Source organism: Streptomyces sp. NPDC088147 (genome assembly GCF_044741565.1).
Taxonomy (GTDB): domain Bacteria; phylum Actinomycetota; class Actinomycetes; order Streptomycetales; family Streptomycetaceae; genus Streptomyces.
In genome coordinates, this window is the sequence record NZ_JBIUSY010000006.1 from 88,738 (window position 1) to 115,430 (window position 26,693).

The 26,693-nt window shown below is 72.2% G+C and carries 16 protein-coding genes; 9 read left to right on the top strand and 7 right to left on the bottom strand.

Translation table 11 applies throughout. From position 1 onward, the window contains the following. Positions 1 to 110: 110 nt before the first annotated feature. The 9 genes from ACIOGX_RS21275 (at position 111) to ACIOGX_RS21315 (ending at position 19,898) form a co-directional block, all read left to right on the top strand. Positions 111 to 2,006, top strand: coding sequence for a BTAD domain-containing putative transcriptional regulator (locus ACIOGX_RS21275; RefSeq protein WP_401915237.1), 1,896 nt, complete (start codon positions 111 to 113; stop codon positions 2,004 to 2,006). A 41-nt stretch (positions 2,007 to 2,047) separates the two neighbouring features. Then, positions 2,048 to 3,301, top strand: a complete 1,254-nt coding sequence (locus ACIOGX_RS21280; protein ID WP_401915239.1) for an MFS transporter — start codon at positions 2,048 to 2,050, stop codon at positions 3,299 to 3,301. Between the two features lie 23 nt (positions 3,302 to 3,324). Further along, a complete protein-coding gene (locus ACIOGX_RS21285) occupies positions 3,325 to 8,430 on the top strand; it encodes an amino acid adenylation domain-containing protein (RefSeq protein ID WP_401915242.1) in 5,106 nt (1,701 codons plus the stop codon). After that, a complete protein-coding gene (locus tag ACIOGX_RS21290; RefSeq protein WP_401915245.1) occupies positions 8,427 to 12,311 on the top strand; it encodes a type I polyketide synthase in 3,885 nt (1,294 codons plus the stop codon). Before ACIOGX_RS21285 ends, ACIOGX_RS21290 begins: the two co-directional genes overlap by 4 nt. Continuing rightward, positions 12,305 to 14,062 carry an acyl-CoA dehydrogenase family protein gene (locus tag ACIOGX_RS21295; protein ID WP_401915247.1) on the top strand — a complete coding sequence of 586 codons (1,758 nt, stop codon included), beginning with the start codon at positions 12,305 to 12,307 and terminating at the stop codon, positions 14,060 to 14,062. Before ACIOGX_RS21290 ends, ACIOGX_RS21295 begins: the two co-directional genes overlap by 7 nt. Then, positions 14,059 to 15,297, top strand: coding sequence for a cytochrome P450 (locus ACIOGX_RS21300; RefSeq protein ID WP_356518473.1), 1,239 nt, complete (start codon positions 14,059 to 14,061; stop codon positions 15,295 to 15,297). The genes ACIOGX_RS21295 and ACIOGX_RS21300 overlap by 4 nt, the downstream gene beginning before the upstream one ends. Further along, the gene (locus ACIOGX_RS21305; RefSeq protein ID WP_401915250.1) at positions 15,287 to 17,623 is read left to right on the top strand and encodes a lantibiotic dehydratase; all 2,337 of its coding nucleotides are present in this window, start codon (positions 15,287 to 15,289) and stop codon (positions 17,621 to 17,623) included. The genes ACIOGX_RS21300 and ACIOGX_RS21305 overlap by 11 nt, the downstream gene beginning before the upstream one ends. A 38-nt stretch (positions 17,624 to 17,661) precedes the next feature. Next, complete coding sequence (locus ACIOGX_RS21310; protein WP_401915253.1) at positions 17,662 to 19,278, top strand: amino acid adenylation domain-containing protein; 1,617 nt, start codon at positions 17,662 to 17,664, stop codon at positions 19,276 to 19,278. Positions 19,279 to 19,529: 251 nt separating this feature from the next. Further along, positions 19,530 to 19,898: a DUF779 domain-containing protein gene (locus tag ACIOGX_RS21315; protein WP_401915879.1), complete on the top strand. Its 369-nt coding sequence runs from the start codon at positions 19,530 to 19,532 to the stop codon at positions 19,896 to 19,898. 24 nt (positions 19,899 to 19,922) lie between these two features. Here ACIOGX_RS21315 and ACIOGX_RS21320 read toward each other — a convergent pair whose 3' ends face one another. From ACIOGX_RS21320 to ACIOGX_RS21350, 7 genes are all read right to left on the bottom strand, one after another. Then, on the bottom strand, positions 19,923 to 20,117 hold the full coding sequence (locus ACIOGX_RS21320; RefSeq protein ID WP_129767873.1) for a hypothetical protein: 195 nt from the start codon (positions 20,115 to 20,117) through the stop codon (positions 19,923 to 19,925). A gap of 125 nt (positions 20,118 to 20,242) precedes the next feature. Continuing rightward, positions 20,243 to 21,112 carry a phosphatidylinositol-specific phospholipase C/glycerophosphodiester phosphodiesterase family protein gene (locus ACIOGX_RS21325; RefSeq protein ID WP_356518470.1) on the bottom strand — a complete coding sequence of 290 codons (870 nt, stop codon included), beginning with the start codon at positions 21,110 to 21,112 and terminating at the stop codon, positions 20,243 to 20,245. A 188-nt stretch (positions 21,113 to 21,300) separates the two neighbouring features. Then, positions 21,301 to 21,963 carry an ABC transporter ATP-binding protein gene (locus ACIOGX_RS21330; RefSeq protein WP_401915256.1) on the bottom strand — a complete coding sequence of 221 codons (663 nt, stop codon included), beginning with the start codon at positions 21,961 to 21,963 and terminating at the stop codon, positions 21,301 to 21,303. Beyond that, on the bottom strand, positions 21,956 to 22,939 hold the full coding sequence (locus tag ACIOGX_RS21335; protein WP_384768006.1) for an ABC transporter ATP-binding protein: 984 nt from the start codon (positions 22,937 to 22,939) through the stop codon (positions 21,956 to 21,958). Before ACIOGX_RS21335 ends, ACIOGX_RS21330 begins: the two co-directional genes overlap by 8 nt. 170 nt (positions 22,940 to 23,109) lie before the next feature. Then, on the bottom strand, positions 23,110 to 24,063 hold the full coding sequence (locus ACIOGX_RS21340) for an ABC transporter permease (protein WP_401915259.1): 954 nt from the start codon (positions 24,061 to 24,063) through the stop codon (positions 23,110 to 23,112). Continuing rightward, positions 24,056 to 25,048 (bottom strand): ABC transporter permease, encoded by a 993-nt coding sequence (locus ACIOGX_RS21345; protein ID WP_356518467.1) that lies wholly within the window; start codon positions 25,046 to 25,048, stop codon positions 24,056 to 24,058. Before ACIOGX_RS21345 ends, ACIOGX_RS21340 begins: the two co-directional genes overlap by 8 nt. Beyond that, the gene (locus tag ACIOGX_RS21350) at positions 25,045 to 26,640 is read right to left on the bottom strand and encodes an ABC transporter substrate-binding protein (protein WP_401915261.1); all 1,596 of its coding nucleotides are present in this window, start codon (positions 26,638 to 26,640) and stop codon (positions 25,045 to 25,047) included. Before ACIOGX_RS21350 ends, ACIOGX_RS21345 begins: the two co-directional genes overlap by 4 nt. Positions 26,641 to 26,693: the final 53 nt, after the last annotated feature.

Sequence of the window (26,693 nt, forward strand, 5' to 3'; positions counted from 1 at the left end):
CTGAAACCGAACAACCTTCTGGCTGTTACACCTGCTCGGCGAGGCGGGCTCCACGCCTCCACCGACTCGTGATTCCGACTCGACGTTCCGACAGCGCTGGGGGTGCGCGTATGGATTTCCGTGTCTTGGGCCCGATCGAGGCGTGGCGGGACGGCTCCAGGATCAGACTGGGCGGTCCCAAGCAGCGGGCGGTGTTCGCCACCCTGCTGCTCCGTTCGAATCAGCTCGTGTCGACCGAGCACCTCACCGCGTCGCTGTGGGGCGAGGATCCGCCTCCGACGTCGGCCACTCAGCTCTACAAGTACGTGTCGGGTCTGCGGGCCCTGCTCGGCCCCGAGTTGATCGTGCGGCGCGGCACCGGCTATGTCCTCCGGGCGGAGGAGGAGCAGCTCGATCTGGCGGTGTTCAACCGGCGGCTGGACGCCGCTCGCGGGTACTTCAAGGCGGGGCACGCGGCCGAGGCGGCGAAGGAGTTCGACGAGGCGCTCGGCCTGTGGCGCGGCCCGGCGCTCGCCGACGGCACCAGCGAGCTGATCGACACCGAGGGCTCACGGCTGGAGGAACGGCGGCTGACCGCACGGATCGAACGCATCGAGGCCGAGATGGCGCTCGGGCGGCACGACGAAGTCATCGGGGATCTGCGGTCGCTGATCGACCAGCACCCGTACCACGAGCGGCTACGGGCGCAGTTGATGCGCGCCCTCTACCGTTCGGGCCGGATCAGCGACGCTCTCGCGGTCTATGACAACGTTCGCGAGATCCTCGCCGAGGAGCTGGGCCTGGACCCCGGCTCCGAAATGCGCCAGCTCCATCAGGCCATACTGACCGAGGACGCCTCGATGAACACCCTGCCCGTCGCGAACGCCCGCACCGCCGTGACCGGTGCCCCGGAGCCCGCTCAACTCCCGCCGTCGATAGGCGACTTCAGCGGCCGGGAGGAACACGTCTCGGCGCTGCGGGCGCTGCTGGCCCCGTCGGACGCCGCTCCCGCCGGGCCCGCGGCCGTGGTCACGGTGTCCGGGCAGAGCGGGGTGGGCAAGACGGCGCTGGCCGTGCACGTCGCCCATCTGGTGAAGGCCGGATTCCCCGACGGGCAGCTTTATATGAGTCTGCGGGGCGAGGGGGCCGAACCCCTCGACGTCACCGTGGTCCTGAGGCGTTTCCTCCGTGCGCTCGGCTGCGACGACAAGGACATACCCGGCACGGTCGACGAGCAGACGGAGCTGTACCGCACCCGGATCGCCGCCCGCCGCGTCCTGATCGTGCTGGAGGACCCGGAGAGCGAGGAGGGGATACGGCCGCTGCTGCCGGGGTCGGCGGGCAGCGCGGTACTGATCACGAGCAGACACCGGCTCGCCGGACTGGAGGGCGCGCGCCGTGTCGAACTCGACGTGTTCACACCGGAACAAGCGGTGGCACTGCTCGACGGCATCATCGGGACGGAGCGCGCGGCGGCGGAGCCCGAGGCGGCGGCGGAGATCGTCCGATTATGCGGCTGTCTGCCGCTGGCCGTCCGGATCGCGGCGACCCGGCTGCTGCGCAGGCCGCACTGGAGCCTGGCCCGCCTCGCCGCCCGGCTCACCGACGAGCGGGGCCGCCTGGACGAGTTGACGGCCGGCGCTCTGGACGTACGCGCGAGTCTGGCGCTCGGCTGCCGGCGGCTGTCCGCGGCGGAACACGGGGCGTTCGGGCTGCTGGCGCTCCTGGACCCCGAGGGCTTCACCTGCCCGGAGGCCGCGCGACTGCTCGACGTCGCGACGAGCGAGGCGGAGGACCTGGTGGAGGCTCTGGTGGAGGCGCGGTTGCTCCTGGTCGCCGGGGCGGACGCGACGGGGCGCAGACGGTTCCGCTTCCATGAAGTGGTGCGTCTCCACGCTCTGGAGACCGCGTACCGCGCGGAATCGGGCCCCGCACTTCGCGCGGCGCTCGCGCGTGTGCCGGAGAGGCGCGCTTCTCCGGGCGAAGAGCGGATTCCCGGCGGTAGACGGCGGGAAGCCGGGCGGTAGCGACGCGTGCGAGGCTGCGGATCATGACGTCGGAGGAAGTCGTGGCATCTCATACAGCTCCGCACAACAAGAAGTCCGGGATCACTCCTCTGTCCCGGAACCGGGACTTTCAGGCACTGTGGATCAGCCGTTTCCTGGCCGGCACCGGAAAGGAATCGACCGAGGTCGCCTATCCGCTGCTGATTCTGGCGATCACGCATTCGGCGACCTATGCCGGGGCCGCCGGAGCGGTCCAGTTCGTCGCCGCCATGCTGATGTCCGTGCCCGGTGGAATGCTCGCCGACAGATTCGACCGACGCAAGATCCTGATCTACTGCGATATCAGCAGAGCGGTACTCGCGGGTGTTTTCGCGACCCTGGTGATCACCGGTCATACCCATATCCTCGTGATCCTGGCTCTGGTGATCGCGTCCTCGGTATGTCTCGGAATCGGACAGCCGGTGGCACTCGCCGGGATCAAACAGCTGGTCCATCCGTCGCAGCTGTCCACCGCCACCGCGCACAACCAGGTCAGATTCTTCGCGACCACGGTGATCGGGCCACCCGTCGGCGGCTCGCTCTTCGCCGTCACCCGCGCGCTGCCCTTCGTCGCCGACGCCGTGGTCCATGTCGTCTCGCTCGCCCTGCTGCTGCTGATCAAGAAGCCGATGCAGGCCACGCTCAACTCCGGCCGCAGGTGGCGCGGGATGACGGACGGGTTCCGGATCATCGCCCGGCAGCCGATCCTCCGCTCCATGATGATCTGGATCACGGGCTGCAACATGGCCTTCGTCCACACCGGCGCCTTCCTCGCCATCATCGCGACGGCCCAGAGCCGCGGCGCCTCCGCCTCGCTGACCGGATTCACCCTCTCGCTCGCCGGGTTCATGGGGCTCCTCAGCGCGTTCGTGGCGGCACCCCTGCTGAAGCGTCTCCGTCCGTCCACCATTGTTCTGGCGGCTGCCTGGTGGGCACCGACGGCCGGAATTCTGCTGGCGATCACACCCGGTGTGCTGCCGCTCGGCATCATTCTCGGATTCCATTTCGCCCTGGTACCCGCGACCAACGCGCTGCTCTTCGGCTATGTCGCCGCACTGGTGCCGGACGACCTCCAGGGCAGGGTGATCGGCGCCGTACTGTTCCTGGGGCTCCTGGCGCAGCCGATCGGAATTCTCGGCGTGGGGGTGATTTTCGACCTCGCCGGTCCGACATGGGTGTTCGGCACCGTTGCGGTCGTGGCGGCCCTCGCCGCTCTGCCGACACTGTCCCGCCATATGCGGAATCTGCCCAATCCAGACCAGGTGACAAGCAAGTAATGCGGGAAACGGGGATCGAGAACATGCAGACGGCAGTGGAGAATCAGCGGAACACGGCCCTGGCGCTGACAGCAGCCCAGCGCGGAATATGGTTCGCGCAACTGCTCGACACCGACAACCGGGCCTTCAATATGGCCTGCCGACTCGAACTGCCGGCCCCTCTCGACCGGGCGCTCTTCGCGGCGGCGGTACGGCAGGCGGTGCGGGAGGCCGAGGGTCTGCGGGTGTGCTTCACCGAGAACGGCGGCGAGCCACGGCAGGCGGTCGCGGTCGGCCCGGACGCCTGGGACCTGCCCTTCGTGGACCTCGGCGGCTCCTCCCCCGGGCAACGAACCACGGCCGAGAGCGAGCCGGGGACCGGGGCCGGGACCGTGGCGGGGACAGAAGCCGACACAGACATAGAAGCCGACGCGGGGACAGAAGCCGACGCCGCGGAAGCGGCCCACGTCGACGCCTGGATGGAAGCGCGCAGGACACGCCCCTACGATCCGGCGCGCGGCCCCCTGTTCGACTTCGTCCTGCTCGGTCTGCCCCGTGACCGCTTCCTCTGGTATCTCGGGTACCACCAGCTGATCCTCGACGGCGCCGGGATCAATCTCCTGGTCCGCCGGGTCTCCGAGGTGTACGCCGCCCTCCGGGAGGGGAGACCGCCCGGCGCCTCCCCCTTCGCCCCGCTCCGTCAGTACGTCCAGGAGGAGTCCGCCTATCCCGGCTCGGCCCGGTTCCTCGCCGACCAGGAGTACTTCGCCGGACGCCTCGCGGACCGTCCCGCTCCCGTCAGTGTGTCCGCCGGCCCCCTGAACGGCGTGGCGCGCCGGGTCGCGCGGCGCTCGATCGCGCTGACCCCCGACGAGACGGACCGGCTGCGCGCCGCGGCCGGCCGGGCGGGCACCCGCTGGCTCGGTCTCGTCACCGCCGCGGTCGCCGTGTATCTCTCGCGGATGCGGGAGGCCGAGGACGTCCTGCTGAGTCTCGTACTGAGCGGCCGGGAGACCCCGACGGCCAGGGCGGTTCCCACACGCATCACGAACGTGCTGCCGCTGCGGCTGACCGTGGACGCGGGGACGACCTGGGCGGAACTGGGCGCCCGGATCACCGCCGAGATCGAACAGACCCGCCGCCACCAGCGCTATCGCGGTGAGGACGTACGCCGGCAGTTCGTGGCGGGCGACGGGATGTTCTTCGGTCCGATGGTCAACTACGTACCGGAGGGCGCTCCGTCGGAGTTCGACGGAGGGACGGCACGGCTGCGGCACCTGGAGACCACCCCGACGGAAGATCTGTCCATCTGCTGCTATCTGTCCCGGGACGGGGCACTGCGGATCGATCTGGACGCGCACCCCGGACGCTACCCGGACCGTGAACTCGACGCCCACCGGACGCGGTTGCTCTCCCTCCTCGGCGACGCCATGGCGGACGGGCCCGACCGGCCCGTCGCCGAGGCGGGGCTGCTCACGGACGCGGAACGGCACACCGTCGTCGAGGAGTGGAACGACACCTCGGTGGCGCTTCCCGACGCGACCGTTCCCGAACTGGTCCACGCGCAGGCGGTCAGGAACCCCTCGGCCATCGCCGTCGACGCGGAACAGGGCGCGCTGACCTACGCGGAGCTGGACGCGCGCGCCGACGGGCTCGCCGCCCGGCTCGTCTCCGCGGGCGTGGGCAAGGAAGCGCCCGTGGGGGTCCTGATGGATCGGTCGGCGGAGCTCGTGGTGGCGCTGCTGGCCGTGCTCAAGGCCGGCGGTGCGTTCGTACCGCTCGATCCCCGGTTTCCGCCCTCCCGTATGCGCGCCGTCCTGGACGATGTCGGATCGTCGGTGATCGTCACCGACGATCCGGGAGCGGCACGGGAGATCAGCCCGGGGCGTACCGTCCTGCGGGTGGGCGCCTGCGGGGTCGCGCCGGAGGGGCGGCCGGAACCCCGGTGCGCACCGGACTCCTTGGCGTACATCATGCACACCTCCGGGTCGACCGGCACGCCGAAGGGCGTGGAGGTGACGCACCGCAACATCGTGGCCCTCGCCCTCGACCGCCGGTTCCGGGGACCGGCCCACCGGCGCGTGCTGTTCCACTCGCCCCACGCGTTCGACGCGTCCACCTACGAGTTGTGGGTTCCCCTGCTGTCCGGCGGCACGGTCGTGGTCGCGCCGGACGAGATCGCGGCGCCCCTGCTGCGCCGGCTCCTGAGCACGGGCCGGGTCACGTCACTGTGGCTGACCGCGGGGCTGTTCGCCGCGCTCGCCGAAGGCGACCCCGGGTGTCTGCGCGGCGCCCAGGAGGTGTGGACCGGCGGGGAGGCGGTGTCGGCCCACGCGGTACGGCGGGTGAGGGCCGCCTGCCCGGAGGTGACCGTGGTCAATGGGTACGGCCCGACCGAGACGACGACGTTCGCCACGGCGTACCGGCTGCCGCCCGGCCGCGAACCGGGCGACGGCGTGCCCATCGGCGGACCGATGGACAACACACGGGCGTACGTCCTGGACGGGCTGCTCCGCCCGGTCCCGCCGGGCGCCGTGGGCCGGCTCCACATCGCGGGGGCGGGTGTCGCCCGTGGTTACGCGGGACGGCCCGAACTGACCGAGGAACGCTTCCTCCCCGACCCCTTCGGCGCTCCCGGGGACCGGATGTACGCCACCGGCGATCTCGTCCGCCGGCAGTTCGACTCCGTTCTGGAGTACCTCGGGCGGGTCGACGACCAGGTGAAGCTGCACGGGTTCCGGATCGAACCGGACGAGGTCAGGTCCGTACTCGAACAGCATCCCCGGGTCTCCCGGGCGTACGTGACGGTGCGTCATGACACGGGCCCCGGTCCGGAGCTGGTCGCGTACGCCGTGGCCGCCGGCCCGGCGGACGCGCTCACCGCGGAATCGCTGCTGCGTCATCTCCGCGACCTGCTGCCCGCGTTCATGGTGCCCGCGCACTGTGTCGTGCTCGACCGGCTGCCGCTCACCGCCAACGGCAAGCTCGACCGCTGCGCGCTGCCGCTCCCCGGGCCGCCCTCCGCAGAATCCGCGCCCGAGCCGCAGGACCCGCGCGAGGAGATCGTCGGCAACCTCTTCGCCGAGGTGCTCGGGGAGTCCGCGGTGGGGCCCGACGAGGACTTCTTCGAGCTCGGTGGACACTCCCTGCTGGCCGCGAAGGTGGCCGCCAGGGTCAGGGAGAGCCTGGGTCTCGCGGCCACGGTCACCGACCTGTTCGAGGCGCCGACCCCGGCCGAGCTGGTCCACAGGCTCCGGGGCGCGCACGCCGAGACCCGGCCGACGCTGCGTCCCGTGCCGCGCCCGGCGCGCGTACCGCTCTCGTACGCACAGCGCAGGTTCTGGTACCTGCACCGGCTGGAGGGCCCGAGCGCGACGTACAACATCCCGATGGCCGTACGGCTGACCGGCGCGCCGGACCTCACCGCGCTGCGTGCCGCGCTGTCCGATGTGATCGCCCGGCACGAGAGCCTCAGGACGGTCTTCCGCGACGACGAGGGCACGCCCTATCAGCTGATCCTCGATCCGCGCGACGCGGCGCCCGTGCTGTCGACCAGGGGCGTCGACCGCGCGGAGTTGCCGGGTGCGCTAGCGGAGGCCGCCGCGTACGGCTTCGACCTGGCCGCGGAACCGCCGCTCAGGGCAGCCCTGTTCAGCGTCGGCGAGCGGGAACACACGCTGCTGCTGGTGCTGCACCACATCGCGGGCGACGCCTGGTCACTGCGGCCGCTCGGCGAGGATCTGCGCACCGCCTACCGGGCGCGCCGTGCGGGGCGTCACCCCGGGTGGGCGCCACTGCCCGTCCAGTACGCCGACTTCGCCGAGTGGCAGCGCGGCGTGCTGGGTGCGCCCGGCGCCGCCGACAGCACGCTGAACCGGCAGACCGCCTACTGGGCCGGCGCGCTCGCCGGGCTGCCGGAGGAGGTGCCCCTGCCCGTCGACCGGCCGCGTCCTGAGCGGGCCGTGATGCGGGGCGGCACCGTCCCGTTCCGGCTGGACGCCGGGGTCCACGAGCGGCTGTCGGGGCTGGCGCGGACCACCGGAACCACCCTCTTCATGGTCGTGCAGAGCGGTCTCGCCGCGCTGCTGACCGGGTGGGGCGCGGGCACGGACCTGCCGATAGGCACCCCGGCCATCGGTCGGCCCGACCGCGGGCTCGACGATCTCGTCGGCTGTTTCCTCAACACGCTGGTCCTGCGTGTCGACACCTCCGGGAACCCTTCGTTCACCGAGCTGCTCGACCGCGTGCGCGCGGTCGATCTCGCGGCCTACGACCATCAGGACGTCCCCTTCGAATATGTCGTCGAGCGGGTCAACCCCGGCCGGGTGAGCGGTCGCCACCCGCTCTTCCAGGTGGCGCTCTCGGTCTTCGGTACGCCGGAGCGGGTGATCGAACTCGACGGGCTGAGAAGCGCGCGGGAGCCTGTCGGCACCGGCGCCGCTCGGTTCGATCTCACGTTCGTGTGCCATGAGCGGCACGGCTCCGAGGGCGAGCCGGCGGGCATCGACGGCGCGCTGGAGTACAACAGCGAGCTGTTCGCCCCGGAGACCGCGCAGGCGCTCGCCGACTCGCTCGTACGGCTCCTCGGTGCGGCGGGCGGGCACCCCGGCCTGCGGATCGGGGAACTCGACGCGGGCGGCCCGGATGCCCAGGACCGGAGGCCGGCGGAGCGCGCGACCGGCCGGCGGCCGGGCCCCGTCGCGGGGCCTGTCTCTCGCCCCGCCCCCGGCGCGGCGGCACGGGAAGCCGCGCCCGGCGGCGAACTGGAGGCGCGGATCGCACGGGTCTGGTGCTCGGTGCTCCAGGCCGACCGGATCGGGATGGACACCAACTTCTTCGACGCGGGAGGCAATTCGCTGCTGCTCGTGACGTTGCACGCGAAGCTGTGCGCGGAGCTCGGCCAGGACATCCCGGTCCACCGGCTGTTCTCCAGCCCCACCGTCCGCAGCCTGGCCCGGTCCCTGGCCGAGGCACCGGAAATCCCGCGCCCCGGCCGGGGCGGGCCGGACCGTACGGACGGAACGGACCGTACGGACGGAACGAGCCGAATAGACGGGACAGACCGAGCCGACCGTACGGACCGAGCCGACCGCGCTGTCGAGGCACGGCGCGCCGGCGCCGCCCGCCGTGCCCGAAGGAGCGAGCGGTGACCGGGCAGAACGCCGTCGCGATCATCGGAATGGCCTGCCGGTTCCCCGGCGCCCGCGATGTCGGCGCGTACTGGGCGAACCTGCGCGCGGCCGAGGAAGGGATCCGCCGGCTCTCGCCCGGAGAACTGCGAGACGCGGGCGTCGACGCGGAACTGATCCGGCGCCCGGACTTCGTACCAGCGAAGGGCGCACTGCCCGGTGCCCACCGCTTCGACTGGTCCTTCTTCGGCTACAGCAGGGCCGAGGCGGCGGTCATCGACCCCCAGCAGCGCGTGTTCCTCGAATGCGCCTCCCAGGCCGTCGACGACGCGGGCATCGATCCGCGGCGCTTCCCCGGCTGGATCGGTGTGTACGCCGGTGCGGACGCGGTGCGGCTGTCCGCGGACGAGGACCTGGACCCGCTGATCCGGGTGATCGGGCGGGAGAAGGACTTCCTCGCCACCCGTGTCGCGTACAAGCTGGGGTTCCGCGGGCCGGCCGTGACCGTGCAGACGGCCTGCTCGACGTCGCTGACGGCCGTGCACACCGCCGTGCAGAGCCTGCTGTGCCACGAGTCCGACGCGGCGCTCGCCGGCGGGGTGACCGTCACCTCTCCCGGGCAGCTCGGCTACGTCCACAAGGAGGGAGGAATCCTCTCCCGCGACGGCCGCTGCCGTCCGTTCGACGCGGCGGCCGACGGCACCGTGCCGAGTGAGGGCGTCGGGGTCGTGGTGCTCAAGCGGCTCGAAGACGCCGTACGCGATCACGACCGGATCTCCGCGGTGATCCTCGGCTCCGCCATCAACAACGACGGTGCGGAGAAGATCGGTTACACCGCGCCCTCGGTGACCGGGCAGCGCGAGGTCATCCATCTCGCCCACCGCCTGGCGGGGATCGATCCGGCCGACCTGGGGTACGTCGAGGCGCACGGCACCGGCACCCGTATCGGCGATCCGGTGGAGGTGCGGGCGCTGACGGAGGCGTTCCGGTCGTCGACCGACGCCACCGGCTACTGCCGGCTGGGGTCGGTGAAGAGCAATCTCGGACACGTGGGCGCGGCGGCCGGTGTCGCGGGGCTCATCAAGACGGCCCTGATGCTGCGCGACGGCGTGTTCGTCCCGACCCTCCACTACCGCGAGCCCAATCCACTGCTGGAGATCGAGAAGACGCCGTTCCTGATCTGCGCGGAGAGCGCGCCCTGGCGGGGCCCCGGCCCGCGCCTCGCCGGGGTCAGCTCCTTCGGTGTCGGCGGCACCAACGCCCATGTCGTCCTCCAGGAGGCGCCGGAGCGGACGCGCCGCGCCGCGCGTCCCCGGCCGCGCCTGCTCGCCGTCTCGGCGGCTTCGCCGAGCGCGCTCGACCGGACGCGGAGCGAACTGGCGGCCCGGCTGGAATCCGCGGCGCACCCGGAGCCGGGTGGGGATTCGGGTACGGAGCCGGGTAGGGAGCCGGGTACGGATCTCGATCTGGCGGACGTCTCGTGGACGCTCGCCGCCGGGCGCCGCGTGTACGGCCACCGCCGCACGGTGGTGGCCGAGAGCCTGGTGGAGGCCGCGGAGCGGCTGCGCGGAGCGCCGACAGCAGCAGCGGAAGCGGAAGAGGAAGCGACCGGAGCGGCAACGGCGCCGACGGCGGACGGCGCGTCCACCGGGTCCGACACGCCGAGGGTCGCCTTCCTCTTCCCGGGCCAGGGCGTACTGCGCGACGGTGCGGGAGCGTCCGCGTACCGCCTGCTCACGGGGTTCCGTGAGCATTTCGACGAACTCGCCGACGAGGTGCGGCGACAACACGGCGTCGATCTCTCCCCGGCCGTCGCCGAGGACCCCGATCCCCGCTGGTTCACCGACACCGTGCACCAGCAACTGGGCCTCCTGGCGCTGGGCCACGCCTTCGGCCGCCAGCTCGGCCGGTGGGGCATCGAGCCCGCGGCGATGCTCGGCAACAGCATCGGCGAGTACGTCGCCGCCGTTCTCGCGGACGTCTGGCCCCTGCCCGACGCCGTACGGCTGGTCCACAGCCGCGCCGAGGCGATGCGGGACACCGCGCCGGGGCGCATGGTGGCGGTGAACGCCGGCGCGGACCGGCTCGCGTCCTTGCTCGCGCGCCATTCCGGTATCTCGCTCGCCGTGGCGGGGCCGGACAGCGCCGTGCTGTCCGGAACGGAGGCCGACGTCACGCGTCTCCTGGCGGACGCGGCGGCGACCGAGGACCTGATGCCACGGACCCTGGAGACCGAACGCGCCTTCCACTCCCCGCTGATGGCACCGGCTGTCGACCGGGTGCGGGCCGCGGTCGCCGCCGCGCCCGGCCGGCCGGCCCGGTACCGGCTCGTCTCCAATCTGACCGGCACCTGGACGGATCCGGAGTCGGCGGCGGACCCGGAGTACTGGGCCGAGCATCTGCGGCGTACGGTCCGGCTGGCCGACGGGATGGACGCCGTCCTGGCCGACGGCTGCGACGTCCTCATCGAACTGGGGCCCGGCGCCTCGCTGCTCGGCGGAGTCCGCCGCAGTGCCGGCTGGGATAGCGCCCGGCTGGGCGTCGCGCCCCTGGGCGGAGCGGAAGCGCGCGGTGAGACCGCTCTGCTGCGCGCGCTCGGCGCGCTGTGGGAGCGAGGTCTCCCCATCCCCCTCGATCAGCTGCGGGACACCGAACCGCCCTCCCGCTGCTCGCTGCCGGCCCACCCGCTGGACTCCCGTGAACCGGTCGTCGAGAGCGGTCCTGTCGACGGCGCGGGTACGGCGGGCACGGGGACACCCGTACCCGCGAACGGCGCGGCGGCGCAGGCCCCGTATGCCACGGACCGGCCGGACGCGGTGCGTCGCACACTCGAACAGCACTGGTGCCAGGTGCTCGGGGTTCCGCACGCGGACGACCAGGACGACTTCTTCGTCCTCGGCGGCGAATCACTGCTGGCCGTGCACTTTATGAGCAGGCTCAAGCAGCGGACCGGCCTGCACCTGCCGGTCGCCGAGTTCCTCGAGAGGGCGACCTTCGGCCGACTCGTCGAACTGGCCGGCCGACAGGCCCCTGAGCCGCCGGATCACCCGCCCGATCACCCCGCCGCGCAGGCGCCGCACCGGACGCCAGGTCTGGTGGTGCTGCACGCGGAAGGGGCCGGAACCCCGTTGTTCCTGGCCGCCGACGCGCTCGGCACGACCGCCGGCTACCGGTCCCTCGCACAGCGGCTGGACGACGGCCGCCCCGTCTACGGTCTTGAGCCCACCGCCCCTTCCCACGACCACGTACGCGGCCGGGGCCGGGTCTCGGTCGAGGACATCGCCGCCCGCCATGTCGAGACCCTCCGACGGGTCCAGCCCCAAGGGCCTTACCTGCTGGGCGGGTGGTCCTTCGGTGCCGTCGTGGCCCACGAGATGGCACGCCGGCTGCTGGCGTCGGGCGCGGAGGTCGAATCGCTGCTGCTCCTGGACGGCCATGTACCGGACACCGGCGGCCGGCCCCTCGTCTTCGACCGGGGCTATCTCCGCAGTGGCGTACGCCTCCAACTGCACACGGCGCTCGGGCGCGGGGCGGTGGGTGAGCTGGTCCGTGGCGCGCCCGAGCTGCGGCGCCTCTTCAACGCCCACATCCGCGCGCTGTGGAGATACCGTCCGCGGGCCGTCGGATGCCACGCGGTGATCCTCAGGACGGGGTCCGGCGCGGCGCGGCTGTCGTCGGCGCGCGACGGCCTCCACTCCGTCTATCCGGGGGGTGTACGCGTGCGGCCGGTCGGTGGCGACCACTGGAGCATGCTCACCGAGCCGCACGTCGGGCAGCTCGCCGAAACGATCCGCCAGGCGCTGGCCGCCCCGAAGGCGACGTCCCGACCGGAGGACGGGGAGCCCGGAGCGCGGGACGGCCGTACATCCGACGACGGGCGTACGGGGGCGGTCGCGTGGTGAGCGGAAGGGCCGCCCACCACGACCGGCCCTCGTTCCTCGGGGAGCTGCACCGCGGCCGGCTCCGGTGGGATCTCGTCACCCCGTTCCCCCGTCAGGCCGCCGTGGACCGGACCACCGGCGACACGGTCATCGGCGCGCTGTGCTCGCTGCTGGACCGGCGCGTCGACGCCGAGGCCGTCGAGCGTACGGGGCTGCTTCCGGACGGTGTGCTGGACGACCTGCGCGAGCGGGGGTTCCTGCACGCCGGACTCGCCACGGGCATGGGCGGGCTGGAGCTCTCCCCTCTCAATGTCTTCCGGATGGTGTCGGCCGCCGCCGCGCACTCCCTGCCGGCCGCCATGGTCCTGGCGGTGGAGAACGGCTTCGGGCTCGGGGCGCTGCTCGGCCATCTGCGGCCGGGCCCTCTCAGGGACTTCGTCGAAGAGCGTGTCCGGTCGGGAACCCTCTCGGGGCTGGCCGACACCGAAGCCGCCGGAGCCTCCAATCTGCGGCGTCTCACCACAGCCGCACCGGCCGGGGACGAACAGGGCTTCCTCCTCGACGGGGAGAAGCTCTTCGTCGGCAACGCCCCGGTCGCCGACCATCTGATCGTCTCCGCGACCGTGCGGGAGCACGGGGCGGAGCACCGTCGGCTGCTGATCGTCGACACCCGCGCCCCCGGGGTGCGGATCGTCGCGCAGGACTTCGCGGGGGTCCGGGGGTTCCCCATCGGCCGGGTGGTCTGCGAGCGCGTCCCCGTACCCGCGGACCGCGTGGTGACCGAGGGCGGCGACGACTCCGTACGGCTGACCCCGGTGGCGGCGACCATGGCCCGGCGTGGCCGTGTCCTGCTCACCGCGGCGCCCTCGCTGGCCCTCGCCGGGCAGTGTCTGACCTGGTCGCGTGAGTTCGTCGGGTCCCGGACGATCGACGGCCGTCCGCTCGGCGACTACCCGGAGATCCAGCGGCGGTTGGCGCGGTCGGCGGCCGAGGTCTTCGCCCTCGAAGCCGTCGCCGAGTGGGTGCTGCTCGCCGAGAGCGAACCGGTCCGCGCGGACACCCGGCTCGAACAGAGCGCGATCAAGAACATCGGCACCGGTATCGCCGCCCGGGTCGTGGACCGTACGGTGGCCCTCCTGGCCGGTGAGGGGTACGAGACCGTCGCCAGCAAGCGACGGCGCGGAGCACGGCGGCCGTTTCCCGTCGAGCGCGCCCTGCGGGACCTCTGGGCCTTCCGTATCGCGGGCGGCGTCGATTTCCACTTCGACCAGGTCATGTCCCGGCAGCACATCCTGCCGCACTACCTCGCCACGGCCGCCCCGCCGGCCCCCGCCCGGCAGCCGCAGGGCGACGACGGCGAGCGGCTGTACGCCCGCGCGCCCGGCCCGCTGTCGGCGCGCAACCAGCGCCATCTGCGCTTCCTCACCGGGCAGGTGACCGACTTCTCCCGGATCTGCCGGGCGCTGGTGGCGCGCCATCCCGACGAGACCGCGCTGTACGCCGACGCGCGCCCGCTCATCCTTCTCAACAGACTGGCCAACGAAGTGCTGACCGCGTCTCTCGCGCTCGCCCGCGCCGCGGCGCATACCGCCGCCGGACGCACCGACGCCCAGGACCTGGCCGATGTCCACTGCGCCGGCGCGCGCCATCGCATCGCGGGGCTGCGCCGTGAACTCGCGGACGCCGACGCCCCCGACTACCGGGGGCTCGCCGCCGGACTGCTCGCCCGCCCGTCCCAAGAACCCCTCGATCACGCGAAGGAGTCACGATGAACGAGATCCTGCCCTCGGACTACATGACGTCGCCGGAGTACGCCGCCGACCCGTACACGCCCAACGCGGAGCTGCGGGCCAAGTGCCCCGTGCACCGTATCGACTTCCCGCCGGGCGCCGAGTCGTTCCTGGTCGTGGACTACGAGCAGGTCAGGGCCGGGTTCACCGATCCCCGGCTGTCCAAGCGGCTCGACAACGGGCCCGCCTGGTTCCACCAGCGCATGCTGGAGAACAGCCCGGTCCTCGCCTACTCCATGGTGACGTGCGACCCGCCCGAGCAGACCCGGCTGCGCAGGCTGGTCAGCAAGACGCTCACCAACCAGCGGATGGAGGCGCTGCGTCCGCAGATCCAGAAGCTCACCGACGATCTCATCGACGCCTTCCCCGAGTCGGGGGAGGTCGACATGCGCGGCGACTTCGCGGTGCCGCTCCCCCTCACGGTGATCTGCGAACTCATCGGCGTCCCGCTGGAGGACCGTCCGCAGTTCCGTGAATGGGCCTTCGTGCTCAATCAGTCGGCCTTCGTCGACGGGGAGATAGCCCGGCGGCGCAAGGCGGCGAGCGCGGCCGTGCAGGAGTACTTCGACCGGATGATGGCGCTGCGCCGCGCCGACCCGCGCGACGACCTGATCACCGGAATCGTCCAGGCCGCCGACGCGAACGGCACGTTCACGAACGAGGAATTGGTCTCCACCCTGATCTTCCTGCTGATCGCCGGGCACGAGACCACCTCCAACCTCATCGGGAACGGCATCCTGGGGCTGCTGCGCAACCCGGACCAGCTGGCGCTGCTGCGGTCGGATCCCACCCTGATGAGGTCCGCGATCGAGGAGTTCCTGCGCTACGAGGGCCCGGTCGAGCGCGGCACGCCGAGGTTCGCCACCGAGGACATGACGGTCGCCGGAACGGAGATCCCCAAGGGCAGCTTCCTGCTGCTGTCGGTGGGCGCCGCCGACCGTGACCCGGCCGAGTTCGAGGATCCCGACCGGCTGGACATCACCAGGTCGCCCAACCGCCATATGGGCTTCGGCCATGGCGCCCATTTCTGCCTGGGCGCGCCGCTGGCCAGGATCGAGGGAGAGATCGCGTTCGAGACGCTGCTGCGCCGTGTGCCCTCCATGGAACTGGCGGTGGCCCCGGAAGAGCTCAAGTGGATGGTGGACACCTCGATCAACCACGGTCTGGAGGAACTGCCGGTCAGGATCGAAGGGCGGCGGGCCCGCGGTGAGCGGTGACGATCGTACGCGCCATCTGATCCGTCTCGACGGCACGTCCTGGTCGTTCTGGACGCTCGCGGCGGTGCGGAGCGCGGGGTTCGCCGCCGGCCGGGTGCTGGCGCTGGCGGACGCGGAGTTCGCGGCCCTGGCCGACAAGGACGCCGATGACGAGCGGCCCTCCGCGGCGTACCTGGAGGGTTACGGGCCGGCCTGGCAGCGGGTCTCGGACCGGCTGGGGGACGTCTGCCGGGATCCGCGTTTCCTGGAGGCCGTCACCTGGCAGAATCCGGCCGCCGTCGCCAACTCTCTGGAGAACGTGGCTCTCGCGCCCCGGTTCGACGGCGGCGTACCGGCCTCCAAGCACCGCAAACGCCTGCTGACAGTGGCGAGTTACCTCCAGAGGTACACGCTCAAGAACGACTCCATCGGGTTCTTCGGACCGGTGGGCTGGGCGCGGTGGACCGGGGGCGACGTTCCGGTACGGGTGTCGCCCGGCCGGGACCTTCTGGCCCGCAGGACCGTGTACTTCGAACACTGGGCGGTCGCGGCGGTCGCCGCTGCGTTCTCCCGCGATCCCGGGCTGGCGCCGTTCCTGCGCCCGGTCCCGTCCCCGGAGAACCTCGTCACCGGCCGGACGGTCGTCACGCCCTCGGGCAGGCGGGTGGCCTTGTCGGAGCGGGAGTCGCTGGTGGTGGCGGAGTGCGACGGCGTCAGCGGCGTCGCGGAGATCGCCGGCCGGCTCGGTGAACGGCATCGGGATCGCGCCTCCGCCGCGGAGTTCTCCGCGACGCTCCAGGACCTGCGGGACAGGGGCGTCCTGGTCGCGGATCTGTGGGTACCGCCCGGCGAGCGTCCCGAGGAGGCGCTCCGGGAGCGGCTGGCCGCCCTGCCCGACTCCGCGCCGCGGACCGGAGCGCTCGCCGCACTGGCGGAACTGACCGCCGCCAAGGAGAGGATCGCGCGGTCGGCGGGCGATCCCGGGGCACTGCGTACGGCCATGACCGAGCTGCGCGCGGTGTTCAGCGCCGTCTCGGGCGAGGCCGCGGACCGGCGGCCCGGCGAGATGTACGCGGGGCGTACCCCGGTGTACGAGGACACGGTGCGCGATGTCGAGGTCTCCCTCGGCGCTCCTCTGCTGGACGCGGTCTCGGCGCCGCTGGAACTGCTGCTGGAGAGCGCCCGATGGTTCACCTGGGAGGTCGCGCGCGCGTATGACGAACGGTTCCACGAGGTCTTCGCCAGGATCAGCGCGCGTACGGGGAAGCCGCGTGTCCCGCTGGCACGTCTGCTCGCGGCGCTCACCCCCGACCTCGTCTACGCGTTCCACAGAACGCCCCCGCCGGTCGCGCGGTGCACCGACGCCTTGCGGCGCGCCTGGGCGGGCATTCTCGATGTCCCCTCCGACCGCCGCAGACATGAACTGACGGCCGCGGGGATACGGGAGCGCGTGCTGCGGGAGTTCGCCTCACCGCCGCCGCGCTGGTCGGGCGCGCTGCGGCACTCCCCCGACCTCATGATCGCGGCCAGGAGCCCGGAGGCCATGGCCCGGGGGGACTTCCTCGCGGTACTGGGCGAGTTGCACGTGAGCGCGAACACCCTGGAGGCACGGGCGTTCGTGGCTCAGGCGGCGGATCCCGGCCCGCTGCTCGACGCGGAGTCGGCCGACCACGCCGGCCGCCGCGTCGTGTCCCTGCCCTCCAGGGAGTCGAGCGGAGTCAACTCGCGCACCCATCCCTCGGCGCTGTACACACCCCACTTCACCTACTGGACGATGTTCTCCGATGTCGTGGACCGCCCGAGCGGACTCCTCCCGGCGGGCGGCATGGAGGTCGTCAGCCACGACGGGAGGCTGACGGTGCTGTCGCACGCGGACGGCAGGGAGTTCGATCTCTTCGAGGTACTGGGCGAAACCCTCGGCTGGGCGGCGATGAACGGGTTCTCCGTCCTCGGCCCCGCGCGGCACAGCCCCAGGGTCACCGTGGACCGGCTGGTGATCGCACGGGAGTCCTGGCGGTTCGCGGCCGGGGAACTGGCGTGGGCGAAACGGGGTGACGGGGCCGCGCGCTTCCGGGAGGCGCGACGCTGGCGGCAGCGGAACGGGATCCCCGAGCGGTGCTTCTACTCGCTCCCGACAGAACCGAAGCCGCAGTTCGTGGACTTCACCAGTCTGGTCCTGGTCGATCTCCTCGCCCGTGGGGTGAGGGGCGCCGCCGCGGTGAACGGGACCGTGCGGCTCAGCGAGATGCTGCCGGACCTCCATGAGACCTGGCTGACCGACGGCGCGGGCGAGCACTACACCTGCGAACTGCGGATGGTCGCGGTGGACGGAAAGGGCGGGGCGTGAAACGGGAAGAACGGACCGGGAAACCGGCGGAGCAGGCCGTGAACGCGACGCGCCCTCGGGCGGTGTCCGGTCCCGGGCCGGGGGCCACACTGCACGGCGCGGTCGGCGCACAGGCCGGGCTGTCGCCGCACGCGGTGGCGGTGGAGTTCGAGGGCACCACCCTGACCTACGAGGAGCTGGAGACGCGCGCCAACCAGGTCGCGCACGGCCTGCGACGGCGCGGGGTGGGACCGGAGACGCTGGTGGGGATCTGCGCCGAGCGTTCACTCGCGCTGGTCGTGGGTCTGCTCGGCATCCTCAAGGCCGGGGGCGCCTACGTACCCCTGGATCCCGGCTATCCGGCGGACCGGCTGTCGTTCATGGCCCGGGACGCCGGTGTTCCCCTCGTGCTCACCCAACGGGCTCTCGCCGGCCGCGCGCCGGTTCCCGGGACGAGGACGGAAGCGGGGACCGAGGCAGGGTCCGAGGCGGGGACGCTGCTCCTGGACGATACGTCCGTCTGGGCCGCGGAACCGACCGGACCACCCGCGAATCTGTCGGGCCCGGCCCACCTCGCCTATGTCATCTACACCTCCGGCTCCACCGGACGGCCCAAGGGAGTGCCCAACGAACACCGCGGAGTGATCAACCGTCTGGACTGGATGCAACGGGCATACGGCCTGGGCGGGCACGACGCGGTGCTCCAGAAGACGCCGGCGAGCTTCGACGTGTCGGTCTGGGAGTTCTTCTGGCCGCTGATGACCGGCGCGCGGCTGGTGCTGGCCGCACCGGGTGGCCACAAGGATCCGGCGTATCTGCGCGATCTGATCGTCCGGCGGTCGGTGACGACGGCGCACTTTGTCCCGTCCATGCTGGCGGCCTTCCTCCAGGAACCGGCGGTCGAGACGATGACGAGTCTGCGCCGGGTGATCTGCTCGGGAGAGGCCCTTCCCCCGGACTGCGCCCGGGAGTTCCTCCGGCGCCTGCCGTGGTCGGAGCTGCACAACCTGTACGGCCCGACCGAGGCGGCCATCGACGTGAGCGCCTGGCACTGCCGCCCCGAGGATCTGGCGGGCCGGACATCGGTACCGATCGGCACGGCCATCCAGAACATGCGCCTGTACGTCCTCGACGGGACCGGTGCCCCCGTGGCCCCGGGGGAGCCGGGCGAACTGCACATCGGCGGAGTGGGAGTGGCCCGTGGGTATCTCGGCCGCCCGGGGCTGACCGCGGAGCGGTTCGTACCCGATCCGTCCGGCCCGCCGGGAAGCCGCATGTACCGCACGGGTGATCTGGCCCGTCAGGACGCCGACGGCGTCGTGGAGTTCCTCGGGCGGCTCGACCACCAGGTCAAGCTGCGTGGTCTGCGTGTCGAACTGGGCGAGATCGACGTCGCGCTCCGCTCGCTGGCGCGGGTGAGGGACGGGGTGGTCGTCCTGCGCGAGGACGTTCCCGGGGATCAGCGTCTGGTCGCGTATGTCGTGCCCACGGACGGTGACGAGTTCGACGGCCCTCTCGCCCGGAAGGAACTCGCCGCCTTTCTGCCCGACTTCATGATCCCCACGGCGTTCGTCCGTCTGGACGCGCTTCCCCTGACCCCCAACGGCAAGCTGGACCGGGGAGCGCTGCCGGCCCCGGTCCGCCGGCAGCGCCGGCCGGGCACACGCCGGAGGTGAGGGAGGGCCGCGAGCGCCGTGGCCCTCTCAACCACGGGGCTGACGCGGACGAGTGGCGACGGACGGGCACCTGTCCGATAATCGGGACCGGGTTCCGGTCCGCGTGCAACCGTCTCGCAACGTCGCGGGGAGTTGACTGAGTCCCCGGAAGCGCGGACCGACGACGCGAGGGCGGCGGAGAGACGATGGACGAGCAGACTTCCCCCCGGGAACCGGGGACTCCCGTGGAACCACGGGAGTCCCCCACGCCTTTGGAACCCCCCGGGCCGCCGGAGCCGCGCGTCGAGGTGACCCCCGCGGCCGCCGAACTGATCCGGCGGCTGCGGGCGGACCACGGGCCGTTGATGTTCCACCAGTCCGGCGGCTGCTGCGACGGCAGCGCGCCGATGTGTTATCCGGACGGTGAGTTCCGTACCGGGAACTCCGACGTCCTGCTCCAGTCCCTGGAGATCGAGGGGGTCGCCGAACCGGTGCCCTTCTGGATGTCGGTGAGCCAGTACGAGGTGTGGCGGCACACCCGGCTCATCGTCGACGTGGTGAAGGGACGCGGCAGCGGCTTCTCCCTGGAGGCGCCCGAGGGGGTGCGCTTCCTCATCAGGTCGCGGCTGGTGGGGACATAGCCCCCGGGAACGCGAACGGACCGGTCAGGGGCGGAGGCCGCTGACCACGCCTGCCGTGGTCGAGATCCCGTTCGCGATGGTCGGCGCCATGCTCGTGCCCGCGAGGAAGAACCCGAGCAGGACGCAGACCGTCGCGTGTGAGAACTTCAGTCCTCCATTGCGCAGGAAGACCACCGCGAGGATCACCAGAAGCAGAATCACTGAGATCGAAATAGCCATCGAGAACCTCCTCCGCCGCACCGGATCGCGGCTTTCGGCCGCCAGTGTGGCGGAGGAGGAGGCCGGGTAGGCCGACTGGCGTGTCCGCCGTACGGGTGGTTGCCCTCGGGGCCGCCCGCGGTGAGCTACGAACGGTGCCGACGCAGGAAGCGTTCGAGGCCCGCAAGGTCATCCGAATTGAGGTGGTCGACCCCGGCTGCCAGCAACTCGGTCCAGACGGCGTCCCGCGCGGGCCCCGGCAGATCGGGCGTGCTCCAGAAACGCACCCGCTGGCCGTGCGCGTGCGCGGCGTCGACGACGCGTCGCAACTCCGCGCGCTCGGCGGCGGGGAACGCGCCCACGCCCTGCCAGCTGAAGCTCTGGGTCCAATTCCCACTGATGAGCGGGACGAACGAGGCCGGGGCCGCCGTCCCGAGGTCTTCGAGCCGCCCGTCGTAGAAGGCGTACCGTACGCGCTGTGCCTCCATCGGGGCACGGGCCGCGCGGTCGCCGGAGATGACGGGGGTGACCGCGCCCGCGCGCACCGACCCGTTGGCGTAGCGGCTCAGTATCGAGCGGTAGCGGGTCAGTTGGCGGTGCAGCTCCGCGTAGGCGGCGACGCCGTCCGCCTTGATGTCGATGAGCAGTTGCACCGGCCGGTGATAACCCCGGTATACGGAGCCGTGGTTGGCCCGCACCCGTGCCAGGAGGGGATCGAGGTAGAGCCCGCGGAGGGTGCGCGCCGGGTCGAGTTCGGTGGCCTCGTGGGCGACCAGCAACTCGCCGTCGACCAGGAAGACATCGGCTTCCACGCTGGTGAAGCCGTGCGACAAAGCATCGAGCAGCGGGCGGGGGTGCAGATAGTCGTTGTGGGCGTGAGCCTGGCGCAGCGGCCGGGGGCCGTCGTCGCCGCGCTCGGTCCGTGAGGCCGCCTGTGCGTACGCGGGTGCCGCGACGGCTCCCGCGAGCGCGGCGGCGAGCGTACTGACAGCTCTGCGGCGGGTGGTGAGGGCCATGATGCCTCCGGGGGGACGCGTTGGGGCGCGAGGGCGCGGTGGGGCGCGAGGGCGCTCGGTCGGGCTCGGTGGGCTCGGATGTGCTCGGGTGTCGGCTCGGCTGTGGGCTCGGTCCTGGCGAGTATCCGCCCTGTCATGGCCCGGCCGATATCGTCCTACGCAGAGTTCGCCGACCCGCCATCCGCGCTTCAGCCGGTACCGGTGATCTCCGTCCAGCGGACCGTACGGTCGCACCAGCGCTCCAGCAGCACGCGGTCGTGGCCGACGGCGAGCAGGCCGGCGCCGTGCTCGTGGCGGTACTCCTCGACGACGGCGACCAGCGCGGCCGTGGTGGAGGCGTCGAGCATCGCGGTCATCTCGTCGCAGACCAGCCAGCGTGGGCGCAGCACCAGCGCACGGGCCAGACAGGCGCGTTGCAGCTGGCCGTCGCTGACCTCGTGCGGGCGGCGGCCCAGCAGTTCAGCGGTGAGCCCGACCGTGCGGGCCAACTCGCCGACGCGCGCGGCGAGATCCGTCCGGCGGCCGGTGGCGCGCAACGGCTCGGCGATCAAGTCGCTGAGCCGCAGCCGGGGATCCGCCGAGAGCCGTGGCTGCTGGAAGACCACGCCGATCGCGGTCCGCTGCGCCCGCGGGGCCCGGTGGCGCCAGCCGGCCACACGTTGGCCGTCGACCGTGACCGTGCCCGCGTCGGGCCGGTGCAGCAGCGCCGCGACCCTGGCGAGGGTGGACTTGCCGCAGCCGCTGGGGCCGAGCAGTCCGAGCGACGCACCGGGCGCGAGGGTGAGTGAGGCGTTCCGGACGACGGGGGCGCGCCGCTCGTATCCGGCGGTGATGGAGCGGAGTTCAAGCACGGACGGTCTCCTCGGCGCTCTCGTCGGGTCTCTCGCGAGGTCTCTCTTCGGGCCGCTCGTCGGGTATGTCGTCAGGCCGCTCGTCGGCGCTCTCCCCGGCGTGGTGGCAGGCGAGTCCGTCCGTGAAGCGGGGTGGTGTGGCACAGAGATCGGTGGCGCGCTCGCAGCGGGGCGCGAAGGCGCAGCCCGCGGGCAGCTCGCCCAGCTCCGGGGGCAGCCCGGGAATGGGGACGAACGCGCGCTCCGGCAGGGCGTTCAGCAGTCCGCGCGCATAGGGGTGACGCGGTCCCGGTTTCCCGAAGAACCGTCGCGCGTCGGCGAGTTCGACGATCCGTCCGGCGTACATCACGGCGACGCGGTCGGCGATCCGCTCGGCCGCGGCCAGATCATGGGTGATCAGCAGCAGGGCGCGGCCCTCGTCGGCGTGCCGCCGCAGTTCGTCGGCCGTGCGGTCCACGAGATCCCGGTCGAGTCCGGTGGTCGGCTCGTCGGCCAGCAGCAGCGGGGCGTCACCGATCAGGGCGAGCGCGGTCGCGGCGCGCTGGGCGAGGCCGCCGGACAGTTCGTGCGGGTAGCGGTCGAGGTGGCCGGCGGGGAAGGCCGCGCGGTCGGCGGCGGCCTCGGCGGCCCGGTGGAGTTCCCGCCCGCGCGTGCCGGTCAGTTCCCCGACGGTCTCCTCCAGTTGGGCCCGTACCGTGCGCACGGGCGTGAGATGCGCCGCCGGGCTCTGCGGTACGAGGCCGACACGCCGTCCTCGTACCGTCCGCGCGAGCGTGCGCTCGTCGGCGGCGAGCAGGTCGATGCCGTCGAGGACGGCGGAGCCGGTGGTCTGCGCGTTGCCGGGCAGGAGTCCGAGCAGGGCGGAGGCGAGGACGGACTTCCCGCAGCCGCTCTCACCGACGAGGGCGAGACACTCCCCCGCCGCGAGATCGAAGCCGGCGTCGGTGACGGCGGCGATGTGCCGGCCTCCGCGCATTCGGAAGCGGACGCCGAGCCCGCGTACGGAGAGCACGGGCGGGGCCGGCTCATCGGGCCCCACGGGAGCGGCCGACCCGACGGCGCCCGCGGGCTCCGTGGGCTCCGTGGGCTCCAAGGGCTCAACAGCGTTGACGGGACCGGTCGGCGGGACCGCCGGGGACGACGTGTTCACAGCATCAGCTCCGATCGGCGGCGCGGATTGATCCGTTCCCGCCAGGCACCCGCGAGACCCGCGAGGGCGAGGGTGGGGACGATCAGGAACAGCCCGGGGAAGAGCGTCGGCCACCAGTCACCCGCCAGCAGCGAACCGCGCGCCGTCTGCACCAGATTGCCGAGGCTCGCCTGATGGCTGGGCAGGCCGAGCCCGAGGAACGAGAGCGCGGATTCGTGCCACATCGCGTGCGGCACCATCAGTACGGCGGCGAGTCCCGCTTGCGGCATGACGCCCGGCAGGAGATGGCGGCCGATGACGCGCCGGCGTGACGCGCCGCCCGAGATGGCGGCGTCGATATACGGACGCGCGCGCAGCGAGAGCACTTCCGAGCGGACGATCCGGGCGGTGGAGAGCCAGTGGGTGAGTGCCACGGACACGATCACCGGCCAGACACCTGGCCGGAACATGGCGACGATGAAGATGCCGAGCAGCAGATGCGGCACGGACGAGAAGGTGTCCACGAGCCGCATGACGATCCGGTCCGTCCAGCCGCCGAAGGCCGCTGCCGCCGCGCCGACCGCCGTACCGATCACGGTGGCGACGAGCGCCGCGACGAGTCCGACGAGCAGCGAGACGCGCAGTCCGTAGACACAGCGCAGCAGCAGATCGCGGCCGACGTCGTCCGTGCCGAACGGGTGCGCCAAGGACGGTGCCTGGAGCTTTCTGGCCAGATCGACGGCCTGCTGGTCGAGGGGGACGAGCAGCGGGACGACGAGTACGGCGAGCGCCACGGCCGCCACGATGCCGGCGGAGACGCGGACGCGGACCGTGCGGGTCGAGCGGCGGGTGCGCCCGTGCGAGCGCCAGACCGGCGGGCCGGTGTCCGGGGCAGTGGTGACCGGGCCAGTGGCGTTCGGGCCGGTGGTGTTCAGGCCGGTGGTGTTCAGGCCGGTGGTGGTGTCAGCCATCGAAGCCCACTCTCGGGTCGGCGAGTCCGTAGAGCAGATCGGAGAGCAGGTTCCCGATCAGCACGGCGGCGGTGGCGAGCACCGTGAGGGCGGCGAGCAGCGCGAAGTCCACGGAGGTGGCCGCCTGCACGGTGGCGGCGGCGATTCCGGGCCAGCTGAAGACCGTCTCGACGAGCAGCGCGCCGGTGATGAGTTCGGGCACCCGGGAGCCGATGAGGGTGAGCATCGGCAGCATGCCGGAGCGCAGGGCGTGGCCGAGCAGGACGGTGCGTTCGCTCAGCCCGCGGGCGCGGGCGCCGCGTACGGGGTCCTCGGCGAGCGCGTCCGTGACCCCCTGGCGTACGTAGAGGAAGAACCAGGGCAGTTGGGAGATGCCCAGCACGGCGGCGGGCAGCACCAGATGCGACGCGACCTGCCCGAAGGTGACGGTGTCGCTGGCCGCGTCGGTGAGCCCGCCCGCCGGGAGCACGCCGAGCGTGACCGCGAAGAACCAGATCGCGAGGAGCCCGAGCCAGAAGGCGGGCGCGGCCTCCAGGATGTACGCGGCCGAGCCGGCGCAGCGGTCGAGCGGGCCGCCGGGCCTGCGCGCGGCGAGCACGCCGAGGGAGGTGCCGAGCAGGACGGCGACGGCGAAGGCGGTGAGGGCGAGCAGCGTGGACCAGCCGATCCGCTCGCCGATCACGGCGGAGACGGGCGCGCGCAGTACGGAGGAGTCCCCGAGGTCGCCGGTGAGCGCGTGGGTCAGCCAGTTCCACCAGCGGTGGACGAGTGGCTGATCCACTCCGAGGTTGACCCGGAGCTGGTCGAGGTTCTCCTGCGAGGCGGTGAGGCCCGCGGTGCCCGCGTAGGCCTTCACGGGGTCGAAGGGCGAGGCCGCGGCGACGGCGAACACGCCGAAGGTCACCACGAGGAGGACCGGGGCGGCGAACAGCAGCCGCCGCCCCGCCATCCGCCCCATCGCCCCCCAGGGGAGGCGGCGGCTCATTTCTTCGGCGTCCAGTCCTCGATGTTCCACCAGGGGCCGGACGCGAGACCGTGGTCGTGCGGCTCGGTCTGCGTGGAGAGCCCGTCCCAGCGGTCGTTCACCACATAGAGGTGGTCGATATGGGTGAGGAAGGTGTACCCGGGGTTCTTCACCAGTTCGCGCTGGACGGTGTCGTACGCGGTCTTGCGCGCGGCCGGTTCACCGCTCTCGCGGCCCGCGTCGAGGGCCCGGTCGACGGCCGGGTTGTCGTACCACGCCATGTTGTTGAAGCCGTCGCCCGCGAGGGAGGACTTGAGCAGGGTGTACTGGTCGAAGTCCGGGTCACCGGGCGAGCCGCCGCCGGCCAGGACCGCGTCCTGCCTCATCCGCGGTTCGATGACCTCCCAGGTGCCCGCCTGGGTCGTGATGTCGATGCCCGCCTTCTTGGCGTCGGAGGCGTAGGCGAGGGCGTGTTCCTGGCGGAGCTTGTCGCCGGTGAGGTACCAGAGCGGGAAGGCGGCGCGTACCCCGTCCTTGACGCGGACGCCGTCCTTGCCCGGCTTCCAGCCCGCCTCGTCCAGGATGCGCCGGGCCCCTTCGAGGTCGTAGCGGCGTTCGGTGCCCCGGGCGAACCATTCGCTGCCGGTGGGGACCGGGCCGTAGGCCGGCTTGCCCGCGCCTTCGAGGATCCGGTCGACCATGGTCTGGCGGTCGACGGCGATGTCGAGGGCCCTGCGGACCGCGGTGTCGCCGGTGACCTTGTGGTGGGTCGGCAGGGTGACGGTGCGGTAGTCGTAGGTCGTGGCGTCGTAGGTCTCGCGGCCGCTGTCCTCGGCGAACCCCTTGGCGAGGTTGGGCGGCAGGATCGCGCCGTCGAGTTCACCGGCCCGCAGCCGGGTGGCGCGGACGTCGTCGTCCTTGATGATCGCCATGGTGAACCGCTTCACCTGGGGCGCGCCGCCCCAGTAGTCCGGGTTGGCCTTGAAGCTGATCTTCTCGCCCTTGGACCAGCCGGTGAGGAGATAGGGGCCGGTGCCGACGGGCTTCGTGGTGAACGGGCCGGTGTTGACGTCCTGTCCGCCCGCGATGTGCGCGGGCACGATGGGCAGGACGGTCCGCCGGTCGAACGGCGCGTAGGGGTACTTCAGGGTGAAGACGACGGTGTGCTCGCCCCGGGCGGTGATGTCCTTGACGGCGTCCAGCTCGGTCCTCGACGCGTTGTTGGTCTTCTCGTCCAGGATGGTGCGGTAGGTGAAGACGACGTCCTTGGCGCCGAAGGGCTCGCCGTCGCTGAACTTCACGCCCTCGCGGAGCTGGTAGGTGTAGGTCAGACCGTCGTCGCTCACCGTCGGCAGGGCGGTGGCGAGCGCGGGCCTGAGCCGCATCTCGCCGTCGTAGGCGAGCAGCCCGTCGAAGATCTTGGAGTTGCCGTCCTTGCCGTAGCCGAGGAGCGGGCTCAGGCTGTCGGGTTCGTAGGCGATGCCGACGACCACCGAGTCCTTCGCCCCGCCGCCCGTGCCCGAGCCGCCCGGGTTCGAGCAGGCCGCCGCGGTGAGGGCCAGCGCTCCGGCCAGCACCGCGGCGGCCGTGCCGCGTATCGATCGGGCCGTCATGCGTCCACCCCTATTGAAGATCATCTGTTATTGCGATCGAGTCGCAATTAAAC